A 19,864-nucleotide genomic window follows, 5' to 3' on the forward strand; every position below is an offset into this window, starting at 1 on the left:
GAGTGAGGTCACCCCGAGCGCCGTCTCCCGAGCCGGGCGCGCAGGACCTGGGCACGTCACCCATCGCCCCCGGCTCGGGAGACGGCGCTCGGGGTGACCTCACTCCTGGCGCTCCCAGGGGCGCCCCGGAGGAGGCCCAGACCCAGGCCCCGGGCACCTCCCAGGCCACGAAGCCCTTGAAGGGGCCCATCACCCTGGCCCAGCTGGTGGCGCGGGCGCGCACGCAGGACGCGCGCGTGGCGGAGGCCAGCGCGGAGCTGCGCAAGTTCCAGGCGCTCTATGATCAGGCCCGCTGGGCCTGGTTCCCCCGGTTCGAGATCACCCTGGGCGCGGGCGGCCCCGTCCCCGAGGCGCGCAACAACGGCCTGGGCGGCCCGCCCACCACGGAGGCGTCGCTGGAAGGCGACTGGAACTTCGGCAAGGTGGGCGTGACGGTGTTCTCCACCGGCAACGCGGTGCTGCCGCTGTACACGTTCGGCAAGCTCTCCGCGCTGGAGAAGGCGGGCGAGCAGGGCCCCAAGGTGGGCGCGGCGCTGCGTGAGCGCGTGCGCGCGGAGGCCGGCTTCCAGGCCGCGCAGGCGTACTACGGCTACCAGCTGGCCCGGGCCGGCCTGAAGCAGCTGGAGGACGTGTCCAAGCGCCTCAAGGACGCGGGCGACAAGATCGACGCGCTCCTCAAGGAGGACTCGGATCAGGTGACGAAGCTGGACACCTACAAGCTGGGGTACTTCCGCCATCTGGTGGAGTCTCAGCGCGCCACCGCCGTCCAGGGCGAGCAGTTCGCGCTCACCGCCATCCGGCTCCTCGCCAGCGCGGGTCCGGACGAGCAGGTGGAGGTGATGGAGGAGGACCTGCCGCTCCAGGGCGACGTGAACGTGCCCGACCTGGAGACCTCGCTGAAGCAGGCCAACGAGCGCCGCCCGGAGCTGAAGGCCATCGCCGCGGGCATCATCGCGCGCGAGCAGGAGGTCATCATCCGCGAGCGCAGCTACTACCCGGACCTGGGGCTCGCGGGTTACTACGACGTGCGCTGGACGAGCAGCGCCACGCGCCAGCGCAGCCCGTTCGCGTATGACCCGTTCAACGACCGCACCGCGGGCCTGGGCCTGGTCATCCGGGGCACCTTCGACATCCCCATCAAGGACGCGCAGCTGGCGCAGGCCCGCGCGGAGCTGGACAAGCTGCACGCGCAGGAGCTGACGCTCAAGGCCGGCATCCAGCTGGAAGTCACCCAGGTGCAGAGCCAGCTCGCCGCGTCCTACGCGCGCGCGAAGTCCTTCACGGAGGCGGAGAAGAACGCGAAGCGCTGGGCCACCGCCGCCTACGCCGCCTTCGACCTGGGGACCGGAGACACGCGTGAGCTGGTGGACGCCTTCACCGCGCTGGCCCAGGCCTCCGCCGAGCGAGGCAAGAGCTGGCACGACGTGCGCGTCGGATTGGCGTCACTCGCCCGCGTCACCGGTGCCGTCCCCGCGACGGATGAATAACCCTTCCAGGCTGCCAGTCCTCACAGGTGTCGTCACACCTGAACTTCAAACCGGAGCTTCATCGATATGATTGCTTCCCTGCTTGCCGCCACGCTGCTCGCCGCCGCTCCCGTGAGCCCGCTCAACGTGGTGAAGAACGGCAACGCCGCCGTGCAGAAGGCGGCCAACGCCCCTGGCGCCAATGTGCAGTCCCTGGCGACCGTCGTGGAGTCCTTCGTGGACTTCGAGGAGCTCGCCAAGCGAGCCCTGGGTGAGAAGGCCTGGGCGGGCCTCACCGCCGCCCAGCGCAAGGACTTCACGGAAACCATGACGGGCCTGCTGCGCGCCTCGTACGCCCAGAAGGCCATCGGCCAGGCGAAGGCGGACGTGAAGTACGGCAAGGAGAGCGTGCAGGGGACCGAGGCCACGGTCGACACCGAGCTCACCGTGAAGACGGACCAGGTGCCCGTGAACTACCGCCTCTACAAGGCCTCGCCCAAGGCCGACTGGCGCATCTACGACGTCATCACCGACGAGGTCTCCCTGGTGGACACCTACAGCGGCCAGTTCAAGAAGATCCTCTCCACCAAGGGCTTTGACGGTCTGCTGACGACGCTCAAGTCCAAGCGCGCCCAGCTGGAGAAGGAGAACGCCGGCACCAGCGCGGCCTCCGTGAAGGAGTCCGCCGCCGGGGGCTCGGGCGCCGCGCCGCAGGTGAAGTAGGGCAGGGCGCTTCCAAACGACTTCAAGCAGTGACCTTCCGCCCGGGTGCCTCAAGCGCCCGGGCGGAAGTGTTTCAGGACGACGTCAGACGGGCCGCTGGAACACGCGGTACGTCTTGGAGCGCTGGCCGCCCATGGACTCGATGGCGCGGTTGACCAGGTGGTTGTCCTCCAGCGTCCACGAAATCTCGCCGCCCGTGTACCCCAGCTCCTTCGCGTTGCGCAGGGTGTCCAGGTAGAGGATGGCGTCCAGGCCGCGGCGCCGGTAGCCCTCCTTGATGCCCAGCGTGAGCAGGCGCAGCCGCTTGAGCTTGCGCGACGCCAGCACCAGCTTCACCAGGCCAATGGGCAGGCCGAACGTCGTGAGCCGTCCGTTGGCCGCCTTGAACGCCTCGTTGGCGTCCGGCAGCGTCATGGAGAAGGCGACGGGCTCGCCCTTCACCTCGGCGATCAGCACCAGCTCCGGACGCACGATGGCCTTCATCTCCTTGGCCATGTGCTCGAACTCGCGGTCCGTGAAGGGGATGAAGCCCCAGTTCTTCTCCCAGGCCGCGTTGTAGATCTGCTTGATGCGGGCGACCTCGGCGGGGAAGTCCTTCAGGTTCACCGCGCGCACGGTGACGCCCTCGCGCTGGCGGATCTTCTCCGCGATGCGCGCCACCTTCTCCGGCGGCGGCGTGGACGCGGACAGCTCGAAGGCGAACAGGTCCTTCGCCTTGGTGAAGCCGCACGTCTCCAGCAGCCCCGCGTAGTACGTCGGGTTGTAGGGCATCATCAGCGCGGGAGGGCTCTCGTAGCCCTCCACGAGCAGGCCCCAGTCCTGGTTGGAGGAGAAGTTGGCCGGCCCCAGCACGGAGTCGATGCCGCGCGCCTTCAGCCACGCGCTGGCCGCGTCCAGGAGGCCCCGGGCCACGCCCGCGTCGTTCACGCACTCGAAGAGGCCGAAGAAGCCCTCCTTCGTGCCGTGGAACTCCATGTGGCGCGGGTTCTTGATGGCCGCCACCCGGCCCACCACGTCCTGCCCGCGGCGCGCGAGGAACAGCTCCACCTCCGCGTAGTCGAAGAAGGGGTTCTTCTTCGGGTCCAGGAAGTCGCGGCGCTCCATCTCCAGCGGCGGCACCCAGTTCGGGTCGTCACGGTAGAGCGAGTACGGCAGCCGGATGAACGCCGTCCGGTCCGCCGCGCCGCGCACTGGGGTCACCTGCACGTCGGTGGTCATGGGAGTAGGGGAGGCGGAGGCGTCTTCGTGCTTGGCGGGGTGGGCCATGAGTGGGGCTCAGTTCCTTTCGGCCTGGTTGCCGCCGTCGGAACTGTCGCTGCCGTTGCGCATGAACAGCTGGGCGCCCTTCTCCAGGAGCACGCCACCCAGCTCGCTGCGCTTCTCCCACAGCTTCTTGGGCGCGCCGCCCAGACGCCGCAGGTCCTCCGGCTGCAGGTTCGCCGCGCGCCAGGTGAGCTGCTCCACCGCGTCGAAGAACTTCCCGGCCATCTCCCGCGACGACATCCGCGACAGCTGCTCCAGGGAGAAGCCCTTGTCCGCGAGCAGGCCCGCGCTGCCCGCCGCCCACGTCTCGCTCGCCTTGTTGCTGCGCACCGCGCTGCCCGGCCGGGCGATCTTCACCGGCTCGTACACCGTGGGGCGCGTCTCCGGGATGACGTTGAGCTTGCGGCCGATCTTCTCGAAGGTGTCCAGCACCTGATCCAGCTGCGCGTCCGTGTGCGTGGCCATGTAGCTGGTGCGGATGAGCGCGTGGCCCGCCTCCACCGCCGGCGGAATCACGGGGTTCGCGAACACGCCCGCCTCGTGCAGCGCGCGCCAGAAGCGGAAGCACTTCACCTGGTCGCCAATGTGCACGGGCACCACCGGCGTCACCGACACGCCCGTGTCGAAGCCCATGGCGCGGAAGCCGTTGTGCATCTTCTCCGCGATGTCCAGCAGGCGCTCGCGGCGCTGCGGCTCCGCCTCGATGATCTCCGTGGACTTGAGCGCCGCCGCGATGGACGCGGGCGTCATGGACGCGGAGAAGATGACCGAGCGCGCCTTGTGGCGGATGTAGTTGATGACCTCGAAGGGGCCCGCGAGCACGCCGCCCAGCGACGCGAAGCTCTTGGAGAACGTGCCCATCACCAGGTCCACGTCCTTCTCCAGGCCGAAGTACTCCGACGTGCCCCGGCCCAGCTCGCCCAGCACGCCCATGGCGTGGGCGTCATCCGTCATCACGCGGGCGTTGTACTGCTTGGACAGCTCCACGATGCGGGGCAGGTTGCAGACATCGCCCTCCATGGAGAACACGCCGTCCGTGACGATGATCTTCCCGGCGCCCGGCTCCGCCGCGGCGAGCAGCTGCTCCAGGTGATCCATGTCGTTGTGGCGGAACTTGCGCTCGGTCGCGAACGACAGGCGCACGCCGTCCACCAGCGACGCGTGGTTCGCGCGGTCGCTGAACACGATGTCGTGCCGGCCCAGGATGGACGCCAGCGCCAGGTTCGTCTGGAACCCGGTGGAGATGACGATGGCCGCCTCACGGTTGAGGAACTTGGCCAGACGCGCCTCCAGCTCCTCGTGCAGCGCCAGCGTGCCGTTGAGCAGGCGCGAACCGGAGCACGTGGTGCCGAACTTCTCCGTCGCCTTGATGGCCGCTTCCTTCACGCGCGGATCCGCCGCCAGGCCCAGGTAGTTGTTCGAACCCACCATGATGACCCGCCGCCCCTCGATCTCCACCTCCGTGGAACCGTGCGACGCCTCGATGGCCCGGAAGTACGGATACAGCCCCGTGGCCTTGGCGATGCGGTAGTCCTTCCAGGTACGGCACTTGTCGAACACGTCGCTCATGGTGGTCTTTCTTACGCGTCGGAGGGTGTGATCCGAGCCGCTTTCCATGTGCAGGGCGCGTTCCAGGATCGGATTGCCCGGCCGCGTGAACACCCAGGGGGTACGACGCGAGGGGGTCAATAAAGAGGGAAAACCGCACTGTCAAGGCGGGGACGGTCCCATTGCACCGGGTGTGGGGCATCAGTGTCAGGGCGCGCCTTGACAGTCATGCCGCATTGGTGGCACGCCGCGCCCCCGGACCTTCGTTCGCCAGTGGATGCTTCTGCACCCAGGGCACACATGGGTTCACACGGGGAATGGGTTGAGAGGGGCCATCTGTTCCGGGGGCCTGGATCATGGCTGGGTTATTGCTATGCCGGCCAGCATCAGAGGAGCAGACGGTGTCTCAAGCACGACGGCAGCGGTGGTTCGAGGGCTTCATCCAGGCAGCGATGTCGCGCCCCTGGCAGGTGCTGCTCGCTGTCGCCCTGGTGACGGTCGCCGCGGGCTTCTTCGCCTCTCGTCTGGAGTTCCGGGGTTCCTTCGTGGAGCTGCTCCCGGAGGGAGCCCCAGAGGTCCGGGATCTGACACGCGTGTCAGAGAAGGCGGGCGGAGACGGCTACCTGGTCATCATGGCCAAGGGGGCGGCCCCGGAGGCCCTGAAGGCCTACGCCACGGAGTTCCAGCGGCGCCTGGAGGCCCTGCCGACGGTCCGCTACGTCGAGCACCACTATGACGTGGCCTTCTTCCGCCGCCACGGCCTGCTTCTCCTGCCCACGGCGGAGGTCGCCTCCCTGCGTCAGGACCTGGAGGCCCGCGTCCGCTACGAAAGGGAGCGCGCCAGCCCCCTCTTCGTGGACCTGGGCACGGAGGAGGCGCCGCCCACCTTCGAGGAGATCGCCAAGAAGCACACCCCGGACACGGCGCTGCCGGAGACGCTGGCGAACAAGGAGGGCACCGAGGTCTATCTGATGATCAAGCCGTCAGGGACGGCGGGGGACCTGGAGTTCGCGCGCAACTTCGTGGCCACGGTGTTCGACACGGGCCGCAAGCTGGCGGCGGAGAAGTACCCGGGCGTGACGCTGGAGGCGACGGGCAACTTCCAGAACCGCATCGAAGAGGACGCGGTGATGCGCGGCGACCTGTCCAACGCGGGCATGCTGTCCGCGCTCATCGCCGTAGGCCTCATCCTGCTGGCCACCCGGCGCATCTCCGCGCTGGCGGTGGTGGGTGTGCCGGTGATGGTGGGGCTGGTGCTGACGTTCGCGTTCGCGCAGGGCGCCATCGGTCACCTCAACATCGTGACGGGCTTCCTGGTCGCCATCCTCATCGGCCTGGGCATCGAGTACGGCGTCCACCTGACCATGCGTTACTGGGAGGAGCGCGAGCGGCTCGGGGTGAAGGAGGCGCTCACGGCGGCGGTGCGAGGCACCTTCAGCGGGGCGCTGACGTCCGCCTTCACCAACGCGGCGGCGTTCTTCGTGCTGGTGCTGGCGCAGTTCCACGCGTTCCAGCAGTTCGGCCTGCTCGCGGGCGTGGGCGTGCTGATGGCGGTGCTGTCCGCGTACGCGCTGGGCCCGTCGCTGCTCGCCATCGCGGAGCGCATCCGCCCGTTCCGCCGCGATGCGGCAGCCACCGCCCAGACCTCCGCGCCGTTCGTGGACCCGGCTCCTGCTCCGGCACCGGCGAAGGAGTGGCGGCGCTGGCCCACGGGCGTCATCGTCGCGGTGGCGCTGTCGGTGGTGGGCTTCGCTGCGTACTCGGTGGGCATCGCGCCCCGGTTGGGCTTCGAGACCAACCTGCGCAACCTGAAGGGTGACTCGCCGGCGTCGCGGTTGGACGACCACATCACGGAGCAGATTGGCGCGCCGCTCAACCCGGCCATCCTCTCCGTGGACACGCTGGAGCAGGTCCGCGAGGTGGAGGCCGTCATCGCCCAGGTGAAGGCGAAGAACGGCGCCAACTCCGTGTTCCTGCGCACCGCGTCGTTGAGCGACCTGGTGCCGTCCGACGTGGCGGGCCACGAGGCGGAGATGGGCCGTATCCGGACGCTCTTGGACGGGCTGCCGAAGTCCGCCCAGGAGGACCCGCGCGTGAAGGACCTGCGGGAGATGGTGGACGCGAAGCCCTACGGCCTGGACCAGCTGCCGGTGGAGGCGCGCCGCCGCTTCGAGGCGCTGGACGGCAAGGGGATGTTCCTCCTGCTGTTCCCGTCCGTGTCGAACTACGACACGCAGGACCTGCACCGCTGGGCGGGTCAGCTGGATGAGGTGGTGGCCGGGGCGAAGGCGAAGGGCATCGACCTGGCGGTGCTGGACAGCAACCGCATCGCCGCGCGCATCTTCTCCCTGGTGCGCATGGACGGGCCGTTCATCCTCTGGTCCGCGGCGGTGGTGGTGTTCCTGGTCATCCTCGCCAGCCTGCGCAGCTTCAAGCGCGCGCTGCTGGTGGCGGGCCCGCTGTTCCTGGGCATGACGTGCCTGGCGGGCGGGATGTACCTGTTCGACGTCCAGCTCAACTTCATCAACGCGGTGGTGCTGCCCAACCTGTTGGCCATCGCGGTGGACAACTCGGTGCACCTGTTCCACCGGTACGAGGAAGAGGGCCCCGGGTCGCTGGGCCGGGTGGTGCGCAACACCGGCTTCGCGGCGGTGGTGGCCACCCTGTCCAACGCGGCGGGCTACGGAGCGCTCCTCGTGGCGAACCACCAGGGCTTGCGCAGCATCGGACAGATTGCCCTACTAGGGGTCGTGAGCACCTTCCTGGGAACGACGGTGTTCTTCCCGGCCATGCTGGCGCTGTTGGAGCGGTGGAAGGGGCGGCGGTCCGCGGTGGCGCCGGAGTCGGGCGCGGTGGTGCGGAGCCTCAATCTCGGGGGGGCCGGCGAGCTGCCGGCCGAGTCGCCGGGGGAGCGCAAATCGGCGTGAGCATCTGGTCATTCAGCGAAGGCCGCGTGCGGCCCCTCGTGACGTCCTCGGACGAAGCGCTCGTGCGCTTCCGGCAGGTGGACCTCGTCCTCATGGTGGCCTGCTCGGTGGCCGCCCTGGTGTGCGTGGGTCCGGCCCGCTGGGCTCCGCACTCCGGCCGCAACGCGCTCCTCTTCCTCTTCTTCGCGCTGGGCCTGCCGGCCATGCGCATGCTGGAAGCGCGCTTCCCGCGCCAGCCGCTCATCGCCATCGTGGCGGACTTCTGGCTCCTGCCGGTGTCGGCGCTGGCCCACGGGTGGCTGGGGCCCATCGTGGACTGGATGAACCCGGTGGTGAAGGACGCCCAGCTCATCGCGGTGGATCAGAAGCTGTTCGGCTTCCAGACCGCGGTGGCGCTGGCGCACGTGATTCCGCCCTGGCTCAACGACGTGCTGATGCTCTGCTACTACGGGCACTTCATGTGGCCGCTGCTCCTGGGCGTCTACCTGTACGCCCGGGGCAGGGGGTCCACGCCCGCGTTCGACGAGTACCTGCTGGGTCTGGGCCTGCTCCTGGGCTTCAACTACGCGGCGTACTCGCTGGTGCCCGCGGTGGGGCCCCGGTACTTCCTCATCGGCGCGTTCGACGGGCCGGCGACGCAGGGGTGGATCCTCACGCCGCTGTTGGAGTCCATGATGCGCACGCCGGTGTACACCCGGGACTGCTTCCCGTCCGGGCACACCGGGGTGATGCTGGTGGTGCTCTTCTACGCGTTCCGGTTCGCCCGCCGCTTCTTCTGGGTGATGCTCTTCCCGGGCATGGGGCTCATCTTCGCGACGCTGGCGGGGCGGTTCCACTACGCCATCGACCTCATCTGCGCGGTGCCCCTGGTGATGGTGGTGACGGGGCTGGCGCTGGCCCTGTCCCGCTCCGCCCGGCAGCGCGCGGTGGAACAAGGCGCGCGTTCCGTGCCCGCGGACGCTATCGTCCGGCCCTGAACCGCCAGCCGGTCGCCCCGGGGTTCGGGGTGGACGTGCGCTGGCCTCCAGAGGCCTGACCCATGTCCCCCCGGCCCGTGCTCGCGCAACGCGTCTCCCGCTTCGGCACCACCGTCTTCTCCGAGTTCAGCGCGCTGGCCCTGAAGCACCAGGCCGTGAACCTGGGGCAGGGGTTCCCGGACTTCGACGGGCCGGACGCGGTGAAGGAAGCGGCGTGGAAGGCCATCCAGGGCGGCGTCAACCAGTACGCCCCCGGCATGGGCGCCAAGGACCTGCGCAACGCCATCGCCGAGCACGCGCAGCGCTTCTACAACCACGCCGTGGATCCGGACACGATGGTCACCGTCACCAGCGGCGCGACGGAGGCCATCCTCGACGTCATCCTGGGCCTGGTGGATCCGGGCGATGAAGTGGTGGCCTTCGAGCCGTTCTACGACTCGTACGACGCCAACATCGCCTTCGTGGGCGCCACGCCGCGCTTCGTGCCGCTGCGCCCGCCGGACGCGGAGCACACCACGTGGTGGTTCGACCGGGACGAGGTGCGCGCAGCCTTCGGTCCGAAGACGCGGCTGCTCATCCTCAACTCGCCGCACAACCCCACGGGCAAGGTCTTCACGCGCGAGGAGCTGGAGTTCCTGGGCAACCTCTGCGCCGAGCACGACGTGAAGGTGCTGGCGGATGAGGTCTACGAGCACATCGTCTTCGCCCCCGCGAAGCACATCCGCGCGGCCACGGTGCCGGTGCTCGCGGACCGCACGGTGACGGTGAGCAGCGCGGGCAAGTCCTTCAGCCTGACCGGGTGGAAGGTCGGCTGGATCATCGCGCCGCCGCCGCTGTGGGACGCGGTGCAGCGCGCGCACCAGTTCGTCACCTTCGCCACCGCGTCGCCGTTCCAGGCCGCCATGGCCGTGGCGCTGCGACTGCCGGACAGCTACTTCCAGGAGCTGACGGCGCTCTACACGTCCAAGCGCGAGCGGCTGCTCACGGGCCTGCGCGAGGCGGGGCTCCAGGCCTTCTCGCCGGAGGGCAGCTACTTCATCCTCGCGGACATCGCCGGGTACGGCTTCGCGGACGACGTGGCCTTCTGCCGGCACCTGGTGACGGAGGTAGGCGTCGCGGGCATCCCGCCCAGCGTCTTCTACGGCCCGGAGCACCGGCACCTGGGACAGCGCTTCGCGCGCTTCGCCTTCTGCAAGACGGAGGGCGTGCTGGACGAAGCCGTGCGCCGCCTGCGCGAGAAGCTGCCCGCCCTCAAGCGCTGAAGCGCGCACGGCCGTGAGAGACTTCTTCGGAGAGCTGTACCTGCGCAGCACGCTGCCGTACCTCTCCGAGTCGGTGACGGCCCGGGAAGTCGACTACCTGTCCCGGGCGTTCGCGGACGTGGAGGGCCCGGTGGTGGACCTGGGCTGCGGCCACGGCCGGCACGCGGCGCGGCTCAACACGGAGGGCTCGCTCGCGGGCAGGGTGGTGGGCCTGGAGCTGGATCCGCTGTCCCTTCGCCTGCGCCGCCCCGGCTTCCCCGTGGTGCGAGGCGACCTGCGGGCGCTGCCCTTCCAGGACGCGACCCTGGGGGGCGCCTACGCCTGGTATTCGACACTCTTCGCCTTCAGCGACGCGGAGCATGTCCAGGTGCTGCGCGAGGTGGCTCGGGCGCTGCGGCCCGGCGGGCGGTTGGTGTTCCAGACGGTTCCCTATGAGCGGCTGGCCGGAAGTCCGGGCGCATCGTTCCGCGAGCGGTTACCGGATGGGAGTCTCCTGGAGGAGGAGAGCCGCTTCGACGCGACGCGTGGAAGGGATGTCGGGCAGCGTCAGCTCACCTTGCCTGACGGTCGCGTGCTGCGGGCGGCGTACACGCTTCGTTACTATCCTCTTGCGGAACTGAAGGGGCTGTTGGAAAGCACGGGCTTTTCGGTGCAGTGGGTGCACGGCGGCCTGGACTCCGCGCCGATGACACCCGAGTCGACCGACCTCATCGTGGGAGCCGGGCGCCGGTGACGGAGCCCCGGACACGTCCAGTGGATCCGAAAGAGACATCGCGAACGCGGGTCGGCCTGCTGGGGCAACTGCCCCGCCGGGTCGACGTGTACGAGGTCGGCCCCCGCGACGGCCTGCAGAACGAGCTCCGCACGCTGCCCACCCGAGACAAGGCGCGGCTCATCAACGCCCTGGTCGCCGCGGGGGAGAAGCGCATCGAGGTGACGTCGTTCGTGTCGCCCAAGTGGATCCCCCAGCTGGCGGACGCGGAGGAGTTGCTCAAGCAGGTGGGCCGCCGCCCCGGAGTCGTCTTCTCCGCGCTGGTGCCCAACCTGAAGGGCCTGGAGCGCGCGCAGGCGGCGGGCCTGGAGGAGGCCGCGGTGTTCATCTCCGCGTCGGAGGCCCACTCCAAGAAGAACATCAACAAGACCATCGCGGAGGCGCTGGCCGGCGCGAAGGAAGTGACGGCCGCCGCCCGCAAGGCCGGCATGCGCGTGCGCGGCTACCTGTCCACCGTGTGGGGCTGCCCCTACGAGGGACACGTCCCGGTGGAGCGCGTGGTGGACATCTGCCGGCAGCTGGTGGACGCGGGCATCTACCAGCTGAGCCTGGGCGACACGATTGGCGTGGGCACGCCCCGGCAGACGGAGGAGATCCTCACGGCGCTCCTCCAGCACATGCCGGTGGACACGCTGGCGCTGCACCTGCACGACACGCGAGGCACCGCGCTGGCCAACGCGCTGGTGGGCCTGTCCGCGGGCGTCACCACGTTCGACGCGAGCATCGGCGGGCTGGGCGGCTGTCCCTACGCGCCGGGCGCCGCGGGCAACCTGGCCTCCGAGGACGCCGTCTTCATGATGCACGGCATGGGCGTGGACACCGGCATCGACCTGGACAAGCTGGTGGAGGCCGGGGAGATCGCCCAGGAGCTCATCGGCCGGAAGCTCGCGGGCAAGTACCTCCAGGCCGCGCTCGGCGAGCGGGACAAGAAGGCCACCCGCCGCGCGCAGACCTGAGCCTCCCCACCGGGGACCCCGTGGCTAGTGGTCCCCGATCAGCGCCGGAAGCTTCTCCTCCAGGCCCAGGTGCTGGGCGGCGATCTGCAGCATCTTCCGCTCCTTGCGGTCGATGCGGCCGTCCACCAGCGCCATCTCCACGATGTGGCGCAGGAACACCTCCGCCTCCGGGCTGCCGCGCGGCACCAGTCGCTCGAAGAGCTGGGGCCCGGCGTTGAGGGCCATCTCCACGTTGGCCCACGACACGCTCCAGCGCTCCGCGCACAGCTTGAGCAGGCGGCGCTCGGCGTTCGAGACCTCGCCGTCCGCGGCGGCGATGGCGGCCATCATGTAGAGCAGCCGCTCGCGCTCCTTCACGTCCGTCACCACCCGGTCGCCATCGTCAACGCCGTCGTCAACGCCATGTCCGCCGACGTCCACGGGCGGGGGGGCGACGGTGCCGCGCTCGGCCCGGCGGGCCTCCTGGTAGCGGGCCGCGTTGCGGGACGTGCGCTGCGCGTGGTGGACGTTCCAGGACTCGAAGGGCAGGGCGGACGCGAGCACCCAGTCACGCTCGCCGTTGCCCAGCACCGTGCCGCAGAACTCGCAGGTGTTGGCCGCGCTGTTGGTGGTGGGCGCGTTGCACTGCGGGCAGCGGTCCGTGGACATACCGGTGTCCGTGTTCGTCTTCGCGCCGTGGCGACGCAGCAGCGTGAAGACCCACCGCTGCGGCACCGTGGGCAGGCTGGGCGGCTTCTCGTTCGCGGGGCCAATGCCCATGCGAGCGCTCCACCGGATCTCCACCTGCGCCTCGTCGAAGGACTCCGGGTGCACCTCCAGCGCGCGCACGTCCACCGCGCCCACCGCGCACTCCAGGAAGACGCGCCGCCGGCCCTGCTTCGCCAGTTGGCCCAGCTCCGCGTTGAGCTTCGTGAGGGCGTCCGCGTTGGCGACCTTGGTCAGGCGCTGCGTCTCGTTGCGGCTCTGCGCGTCGATCCACTTCCAGAACAGCAGCGACGCGCGGTCCTCCAGCATCTCCAGGTTGAGCGCCGGGTCGTCCGCGCGCGCCTGCATCAGGCCGTCCACCTGCTTGTGGTGGCGCACGTGCTCCACGCCCTGCGTGATTTCAGAGAGCGTCCAGTCGTAGTTACCGGAGTTCACCACCGCGTTGCAGAACTCGCAGGTGTTGGACGCGCCGCCCTTGTAGGGCGCGCCGCAGTTGGGGCACTTGCCCTGGAACAGGTCCTCACCGATGCGCGTCTGCGCACCGGGCTTGCGCACGAAGGTCCACACCTCCGTGAACGTCTCCGGCGCCACCTTGCTGGCGGCGGCCATGGCCTGCGCGTCCGTCTGGTTCGCGGGCACGTCCGTGTCGCGGATGCTGGCGCGCACGCGCACGTGGATGCTGTCGTACCACGGGGTCTGGTGCAGGCCGATGAGCTGCACGTCCAGCACCTTCATGTCCGCGAGCGCGTCGCGCACGCCCTGCGCCTGCATCAGCCCGAGCTGCACGTTGAAGCGCTGCCACGTCGCGTCCGACAGGAAGGGGCGCACCGGCGTCATGTCCCGGCGGAACCACGACTTCTGCAGCTCGATGAAGAGCCAGCGCACCTTCTCCAGCGTGGGCTCCAATTGGAAGGACGGGTCCTTGAGCTTCAGCGCGTTCACCCAACCCTGCACGTCGCGGCCGGACACCTCCGTGCGCACCTCCGCTTCACGCTGATCCAACGCGCGCCGGGTGGTGGCGTCCGGGTGCAGGTTGCGCTTGTAGAGCCAGTACGCGCCGCCGCCGATGATCAGCAGCGGGACGGTCACCTTCGGGTAGAGGAAGATGAGCCGGATCAGGTCGAAGATCAGCCAGAAGGGCAGGCCGTCGCCCCCGCCGCCGCCGTTGTTGCGGTCGCGGCCGGACGTGTAGTGCTCGCCTCCACCGCCGCGTGCCAGGGCCACGAGCGGCAGGGCGAGCACGAGCAGGGGGGACACGGTGACCAGGCCGGGCAGCCACCGCCACGGATGTTTCGTCGTTGAGCGCGAAGACATGGGGCAGGATCCTATCCGTTTACGGCTTGCCAGACTGGGGAACAGGTTTCAGGCTGCGCGCCATTCACGCGGGTCGCCCAGCGCGGCCCGTCACGGGGAGCGAAGATGCCGGAGTTCAAGGTCGAGGCCCGAGGGGCCATCGAGATCTGGACCATCGACGGGGAGAGCCGCCGCAACGCCATCAGCCGCGCGATGCACCAGGAGCTGGACGCGCTCGTGTCCCGCGTGTCCTCCGGCCGCGCCGTGCGCGCCGTCATCCTCACCGGCGCGGGCGACAAGGCCTTTTGCGCGGGCGCGGACCTCAAGGAACGCACCACCATGTCGGAAGACGAGGTGCGCGCCTTCCTCAACGGCCTGCGCGTCACCCTGCGCTCGATTGAAAAGAGCGACTGCGTCTTCATCGCCGCCATCAACGGCGCGGCCTTCGGCGGCGGCACGGAGCTGGCCCTGGCGTGCGACCTGCGCGTCGCCTCGCCCGCCACGGAGATGGGCCTCACGGAAGTGAAGCTGGGCATCATCCCCGGCGGCGGTGGCACCCAGCGGCTGTCCCGGCTCATCGGCCCCGGGCGCGCCAAGGACCTCATCCTCACCGCCCGGCGCGTGAACGCGGCGGAGGCCTTCACCATCGGCCTGGTGAACCGGCTGGCTCCGGAAGGGCACCTGCTGGAGGTCGCCTTCCAGCTCGCGGAGGCCGTGGTGGAGAACGCCCCCGTGGCCGTGGCCACCGCCAAGCACGCCATCGACGAGGGCACCGGCCTGGAGCTGGACGATGCACTGGCGCTGGAGCTCAAGAAGTACGAGGAGGTGCTCAAGACGGAGGACCGGCTGGAAGGGCTCCGCGCCTTCGCGGAGAAGCGTCCTCCTGTCTATAAAGGCCGCTGAGTCCTCCGAAAGCGACAGGGGCGGCAGGCCCGCGGTTGCCCGCGGACATGCTGCCCCTGGTTGCTTCCCTCAACTCAGCTTCAGGCGCTGGCGGTCTTCTCGCCGCCGATGTTCACGCCCTGCTTGTTGATGTAGCCCATCGCCTTGTCCTTGACGGTGGTGCGCAGCTCCGTGCCGCGGCTCGGGGCCATCAGCAGGGCCACGATGCTGCCCGCGGCGGCGCCCAGCAGGAACGCCCCCAGGCCGCCCATGCCCACGCGCGCCGGCTTGTACGTCGTCAATCCCACATAGCGCAGCGCGTCGTCCGGGTCGAAGTTGTCCCAGGACTTCCGCGCGACCTTGCCTGCCTTGTCCGCGTAGTCGGGCAGCTGATCCAGCAGCTGGTGCGCAAGGAACTGGCGGTACAGCTTGCTCTTGGCAAAAGCCTTCGCCTGCCACGTCGCCTTCTTCGCTCTGAACATGGGTCCCTCCTGGGCCGGATGCGGTTCACGGGGCGAGTGTGGCCCGCCTGGGTGCACACCCCCCGTGCAGCATGAAGGTAGGCAGGGAAGCCCCAAGCGACACCCCCCCGAAGCGCTCCTCCGTGGCCTCATGCGTCGTCCGTTGGACGGCACGGCTGGTGGCCGGCATGGCAAGAAGGCAGCCAGGCCAGGGGTTTCTTGGTATGGGACGACGGCCATGTCCTCAGATCAGAAACTGCTCGAGAAGGTCTCCCAGGTGGAGAAGGGCGGCGCGCCCAAGTACCACGCGAAGAACGCGGAGGCGGGCAAGCTCTTCGCGCGCGAGCGCATCCAGCTGCTCGTGGACGCGGACTCCTTCGTGGAGGACGGCAAGCTCGCCAACAACCTGGACCCGGAGCTGCCCTCCGACGGCGTCATCACCGGCGTCGGGCGCATCGACGGGCGCGCGGTGGCCATCATGGCCAACGACTCCACGGTGAAGGCAGGCAGCTGGGGCGCGCGCACGGTGGAGAAGATCCTCCGCATCCAGGAGACGGCGAAGGCGCTGCGCTGCCCGCTGCTCTATCTGGTGGACAGCGCGGGTGCGCGCATCACGGACCAGGTGGAGATGTTCCCCGGCCGACGTGGCGCGGGCCGCATCTTCTACAACGAGGTCCACCTGTCGGGCTTCGTCCCTCAAATCTGTCTGCTCTTCGGCCCTTCTGCCGCTGGCGGCGCGTACATCCCCGCGTTCTGCGACCTGGTCATCATGGTGGAGGGCAACGCCTCCATGTACCTGGGCAGCCCCCGCATGGCGGAGATGGTCATCGGCGAGAAGGTCACCCTGGAGGAGATGGGCGGCGCGAAGATGCACTGCTCCGTGTCCGGCGTGGGCGACGTGCTGGTGAAGACCGAACAGGACGCCATCGCCGCCGCGAAGCAGTACCTGGCCTTCTTCCCGGAGAACTTCTCCAAGGCCCCGCCGACGGTCGAACTGAAGGCGCCCAAGCACAGCGGCAAGCGCGTGGATGAGATCATCCCGCCGGATCAGAACAAGCCGTTCGACATGCACGCCCTCATCGCGGAGCTCATCGACGAGGGCAGCTGGTTCGACGTGAAGAAGCTCTTCGCGCAGGAACTCATCACCGGCCTGGCGCGCATTGGCGGCCGTCCGGTGGGCATCGTCGCGAACCAGCCCAAGTACAAGGGCGGCGTGCTGTTCGTGGACAGCGCGGACAAGGCGGCCCGGTTCATCTGGCTGTGTGACGCGTTCAACATCCCGCTGCTGTACCTGGCGGACGTGCCGGGCTTCATGATCGGCACCAAGGTGGAGCGCGCGGGCATCATCCGCGCGGGCGCGAAGATGATCTCCGCGGTGTCGGAGGCCAGTGTGCCGCGCATCTGCGTGGTGGTGCGCAAGGCGTACGGCGCCGGCCTCTACGCCATGAGCGGGCCCGGATTCGCTCCGGAGGCCACGCTGGCGCTGCCCCAGGCGATGATCGCCGTGATGGGCCCGGAGGCGGCGGTGAACGCCGTCTATTTCAACAAGATCCAAGAGCTGCCGGAGGCCGAGCGGCCAGCCTTCGTCCAGAAGCTCCGCGACGAGTACAAGCAGGACGTGGACATCTTCAAGCTGGCCAGCGAGCTCATCATCGACGCCGTGGTCCCCGGCGACTCCCTGCGCGGGGAATTGATGCAGCGTTATTCGCTTTATGCGGACCGGTTCCAGCCCCGTGCGGAGAAGAAGCACGGCGTCCACCCCGTCTGAAGTTCCCCCACCCGCATTCACGCTCTAGATTCCGCACCCGACCATGGACTTCGAACTTCCTGAAAGCCACCGCGCCCTGCAGGCCTCCCTCCGTGAATTCTGCGAACGCCGCGTGAAGCCGTACGCGCGCGAGTGGGACAAGGACGAGAAGTTCCCCATGGAGGTGGTGAAGGAGCTGGGGCAGCTGGGCGTGCTGGGCATGCTCGTCTCCGACGAGTACGGCGGAGCGGCCATGGACTCGCTCGCCGTGGCGGTGGCCGTGGAGGAGATCGCCCGCTACGACGGCTCGCTCGCGCTCACGGTGGCCAGCCACAACGGCCTGGGCACCAGCCACGTGCGCGTGTTCGGCAACAAGGCGCAGCACCAGCGCTACCTGCCCAAGCTCGCCTCCGGTGAGTGGCTGGGCGCGTGGGGCCTCACCGAGCCGGGATCCGGTTCGGACGCGTCCGGCATGCGCACCACCGCCGTGCGCAAGGGCAACAAGTGGGTGCTCAACGGCGCGAAGATGTTCATCACCCAGGGCACGGTGGGTGACGTGTTCGTGGTGCTGGCGCTCACGTCGCCGGAGAAGCGCCAGAAGGGCATCACCGCCTTCGTGCTGGAGAAGGGCATCCCCGGCTTCAGCCAGCGCTCCATCCACGGGAAGCTGGGCATGCGCTCGTCGGACACGGCCGAGCTCATCATGGAGAACGTGGAGGTCGGTGACGACGCCATCGTGGGCGAGGTCGACCGCGGCTTCATCGACACGCTCAAGATCCTCGACAAGGGCCGCATCACCATCGGCGCGCTGTCGGTGGGCCTCCTGCGCGGGGCGCTGGAGGAGTCGGTGGCGTACTCCAAGGACCGCACCGCGTTCGGCCAGCCCATTGGCGAGTTCCAGGGACTGCGCTGGATGATGGCGGACATGAAGACGGAGCTGGAGGCGGCGCGGCTGCTGGTGCACCGCGCGGCGCGGCTCGCGGACGCGGGTCAGCCGTACTCGGAGGAGGCCTCCATGGCGAAGCTGTTCGCTTCCGAGGCGGCCATGCGCGGGTGCAACAAGGCCGTGCAGATCCACGGCGGCTACGGCTACACGCGCGAGTTCCCCGTGGAGCGCTACCTGCGCGACGCCAAGCTCTGTGAGATTGGCGAGGGCACGAGCGAGATCCAGCGGACCATCATCGCCCGCGAGACCTTCAAAGGCGCCTGATGGATACCGCTCGGCTGCGAGAGCTGGGGCTCCAGGTTCGTGAGGAGCCGTCCGGCGTCGAAGTGGTGCTGGACCTGGAAGCCGCGTCCCTGGTGAATCCCATCACCAAGGACTTCATCACCGAGATCACCTTCCAGGTGATGGGGGACCGGCTCATCCCCATCGCGCCGCCAGCCGTGGTGGGCATGACGCCCATCCTCCTGTCCGCCATCGACGCGGCGGAGGAGATGCAGGCGCTCCTGCTGGACACCTTCAGCGACCACGTCTTCCACCTGCAGCGCCGCTCGGAGGAGCTGCAGCTGTTGGGCCTGCCGGCGGACGTGGATCCGCAGTCGCTGGTGCTGTCCACGGACGTGCGGGAGGGCCAGCTCGCGGTGAAGCTGGTGGCGGACCGGCAGGGCAACTTCCGCATCGCGCAGGCCATCCGCGGGCTCGAGGAGCTGGTCACCGCCGCCGGGCACGTCATCGAGCTGTCCGAGTTCCGCGAGAAGGCCGCGCTGACGGGCTACCTGTCCGCGCTGCTCGGCGAGCCCGTGGCGCGCGCTCCGCAGGCGGCGTCGGGCGCGGAGCCGGTGCGCTTCGTGGAGATTGTAGAGAAGTTCGGCCCGCAGTCGCTGGTGCCGCCGCGCAGCAGCCTGGAGTTGCTGGCGCAGCTGCAGGTGGAGGGCAAGGCCTACCGCTTCGCGGCCGCGCGCATCGCCGGGCGCACCTTCCGGGGCCTCCTGGCGGGCACCCAGGGCAAGGTGTGGGCGGGCCGCTTCGAACTGGATGAGTTCCCCGGCGTCGTGCAGCTGGTGGCCGAGCTGTTGAAGGTCGCTCCCGAGGCCGTGCGACTCGTGGGCCCGGACGCCCCCCAGGAGTGAGCCGCGTGGAGAAGATGACCCTGGTGGAGCGGGTGCAGACCCTGGAGACGCGCCTGGGCGTGCAGTTCTCCAAGCGCGACCTGGCCCTGGAAGCGCTGACGCACAAGACGTACGTCAACGAGAACCGGGACCAGAACCTCAAGGACAACCAGCGCCTGGAGTTCCTGGGCGACGCCGTGGTGGACCTGGCCGTGAGCCACCGGCTGATGGACCGCTGCCCCGGCGTCCCCGAAGGCGAGCTCACCAAGATGCGCGCCCGCATCGTCCACGAGGAGGGCCTGGCCCGCGTGGCCCGGAGCCTGCGCCTGGGCGAGCTGCTCCTGCTGGGCCGAGGCGAGTCCCAGTCCGGAGGCCGCGACAAGAACTCGCTGCTCGCGGACGCGATGGAGGCGGTGCTGGGCGCGGTGTACCTGAGCGGCGGCCTGGAGCCGGCGCTGTCCCTGGTGGACCGCATCTTCGGGGAGCTGGTGGAGGAGGTGGCCTCCGGCGCGGGCCGCCTGGACTACAAGACGCTCCTCCAGGAGCTGGCCCACGAGAAGCTCAAGCTGTCGCCGCGCTACCGCGTGGTGGCGGAAACGGGCCCGGAGCACTCCAAGGTGTTCGAGGTGGAGGTGTGCATTGGGGAGGCCGTGTACGCCCGAGCCAGCGGCCGGAACAAGAAGGAGGCCGAGCAGGCAGCCGCGCGCACCACGCTGGAGCGCCTGAAGGAGGAGTCGGCTTCCCTGGCATCCCCGGCTGTCGTGGCGCCCATCCCGGGAGGTCCTTCACCGGACGACCCTCCGGCGTGAAAGCCCTTGGAGGGGGAGGGG

16 protein-coding genes are annotated in these 19,864 nt (G+C 69.3%); 12 read left to right on the forward strand and 4 right to left on the reverse strand.

All coding sequences use genetic code 11. The annotated features are described in order from the left end of the window. Window positions 1-2: 2 nt before the first annotated feature. Together D7V77_RS28265 and D7V77_RS28270 are read left to right on the forward strand one after the other, a co-directional pair. Window positions 3-1,487, forward strand: coding sequence for a TolC family protein (locus D7V77_RS28265; RefSeq protein ID WP_233597282.1), 1,485 nt, complete (start codon window positions 3-5; stop codon window positions 1,485-1,487). Window positions 1,488-1,553: 66 nt separating this feature from the next. Next, window positions 1,554-2,189: a phospholipid-binding protein MlaC gene (locus D7V77_RS28270; protein WP_120579411.1), complete on the forward strand. Its 636-nt coding sequence runs from the start codon at window positions 1,554-1,556 to the stop codon at window positions 2,187-2,189. An 84-nt stretch (window positions 2,190-2,273) separates the two neighbouring features. On the opposite strand, the gene D7V77_RS28275 is transcribed toward D7V77_RS28270, so the two are convergent. Next, entirely contained in the window at window positions 2,274-3,455 is a 1,182-nt protein-coding gene (locus tag D7V77_RS28275) for an N-acetyltransferase (RefSeq protein WP_120579412.1), read from the reverse strand. Window positions 3,456-3,464: 9 nt separating this feature from the next. Further along, the gene (locus tag D7V77_RS28280; protein ID WP_120579413.1) at window positions 3,465-5,021 is read right to left on the reverse strand and encodes an aminotransferase class I/II-fold pyridoxal phosphate-dependent enzyme; all 1,557 of its coding nucleotides are present in this window, start codon (window positions 5,019-5,021) and stop codon (window positions 3,465-3,467) included. A 431-nt stretch (window positions 5,022-5,452) separates the two neighbouring features. On the opposite strand from D7V77_RS28280, the gene D7V77_RS28285 reads away from it, so the two are divergent. From D7V77_RS28285 to D7V77_RS28305, 5 genes are all read left to right on the forward strand, one after another. Further along, window positions 5,453-7,927 (forward strand): RND family transporter, encoded by a 2,475-nt coding sequence (locus tag D7V77_RS28285; RefSeq protein ID WP_120579414.1) that lies wholly within the window; start codon window positions 5,453-5,455, stop codon window positions 7,925-7,927. Continuing rightward, window positions 7,924-8,904 carry a phosphatase PAP2 family protein gene (locus D7V77_RS28290; protein ID WP_169821505.1) on the forward strand — a complete coding sequence of 327 codons (981 nt, stop codon included), beginning with the start codon at window positions 7,924-7,926 and terminating at the stop codon, window positions 8,902-8,904. Before D7V77_RS28285 ends, D7V77_RS28290 begins: the two co-directional genes overlap by 4 nt. A 62-nt stretch (window positions 8,905-8,966) precedes the next feature. Continuing rightward, the gene (locus D7V77_RS28295; RefSeq protein WP_120579415.1) at window positions 8,967-10,166 is read left to right on the forward strand and encodes an aminotransferase class I/II-fold pyridoxal phosphate-dependent enzyme; all 1,200 of its coding nucleotides are present in this window, start codon (window positions 8,967-8,969) and stop codon (window positions 10,164-10,166) included. 13 nt (window positions 10,167-10,179) lie between these two features. Continuing rightward, window positions 10,180-10,899, forward strand: a complete 720-nt coding sequence (locus D7V77_RS28300) for a methyltransferase domain-containing protein (RefSeq protein WP_120579416.1) — start codon at window positions 10,180-10,182, stop codon at window positions 10,897-10,899. Between the two features lie 20 nt (window positions 10,900-10,919). Next, on the forward strand, window positions 10,920-11,894 hold the full coding sequence (locus D7V77_RS28305; protein ID WP_120579417.1) for a hydroxymethylglutaryl-CoA lyase: 975 nt from the start codon (window positions 10,920-10,922) through the stop codon (window positions 11,892-11,894). 24 nt (window positions 11,895-11,918) lie between these two features. Here D7V77_RS28305 and D7V77_RS28310 read toward each other — a convergent pair whose 3' ends face one another. Continuing rightward, window positions 11,919-13,913 (reverse strand): TIM44-like domain-containing protein, encoded by a 1,995-nt coding sequence (locus D7V77_RS28310; RefSeq protein ID WP_120579418.1) that lies wholly within the window; start codon window positions 13,911-13,913, stop codon window positions 11,919-11,921. 105 nt (window positions 13,914-14,018) lie between these two features. Between D7V77_RS28310 and D7V77_RS28315 the strand changes: the two genes are divergently transcribed. Further along, entirely contained in the window at window positions 14,019-14,795 is a 777-nt protein-coding gene (locus tag D7V77_RS28315; RefSeq protein WP_120579419.1) for an enoyl-CoA hydratase-related protein, read from the forward strand. An 80-nt stretch (window positions 14,796-14,875) separates the two neighbouring features. On the opposite strand, the gene D7V77_RS28320 is transcribed toward D7V77_RS28315, so the two are convergent. Further along, the gene (locus D7V77_RS28320; RefSeq protein WP_120579420.1) at window positions 14,876-15,256 is read right to left on the reverse strand and encodes a YtxH domain-containing protein; all 381 of its coding nucleotides are present in this window, start codon (window positions 15,254-15,256) and stop codon (window positions 14,876-14,878) included. 217 nt (window positions 15,257-15,473) lie between these two features. Here D7V77_RS28320 and D7V77_RS28325 point away from each other — a divergent pair, with 217 nt between their 5' ends. The 4 genes from D7V77_RS28325 to rnc are packed head-to-tail and all read left to right on the forward strand — an operon-like array spanning window position 15,474 to window position 19,843. Further along, window positions 15,474-17,003: an acyl-CoA carboxylase subunit beta gene (locus D7V77_RS28325; protein WP_120579421.1), complete on the forward strand. Its 1,530-nt coding sequence runs from the start codon at window positions 15,474-15,476 to the stop codon at window positions 17,001-17,003. A gap of 43 nt (window positions 17,004-17,046) precedes the next feature. Continuing rightward, on the forward strand, window positions 17,047-18,192 hold the full coding sequence (locus tag D7V77_RS28330) for an acyl-CoA dehydrogenase family protein (RefSeq protein ID WP_120579422.1): 1,146 nt from the start codon (window positions 17,047-17,049) through the stop codon (window positions 18,190-18,192). Beyond that, window positions 18,192-19,055 carry a hypothetical protein gene (locus D7V77_RS28335; RefSeq protein WP_169821508.1) on the forward strand — a complete coding sequence of 288 codons (864 nt, stop codon included), beginning with the start codon at window positions 18,192-18,194 and terminating at the stop codon, window positions 19,053-19,055. The genes D7V77_RS28330 and D7V77_RS28335 overlap by 1 nt, the downstream gene beginning before the upstream one ends. 14 nt (window positions 19,056-19,069) lie before the next feature. Then, complete coding sequence (gene rnc, locus D7V77_RS28340) at window positions 19,070-19,843, forward strand: ribonuclease III (RefSeq protein ID WP_167548050.1); 774 nt, start codon at window positions 19,070-19,072, stop codon at window positions 19,841-19,843. Window positions 19,844-19,864: the final 21 nt, after the last annotated feature.

Origin of the sequence: Corallococcus sp. CA041A (genome assembly GCF_003612075.1) — a bacterium.
Taxonomy (GTDB): domain Bacteria; phylum Myxococcota; class Myxococcia; order Myxococcales; family Myxococcaceae; genus Corallococcus; species Corallococcus exiguus.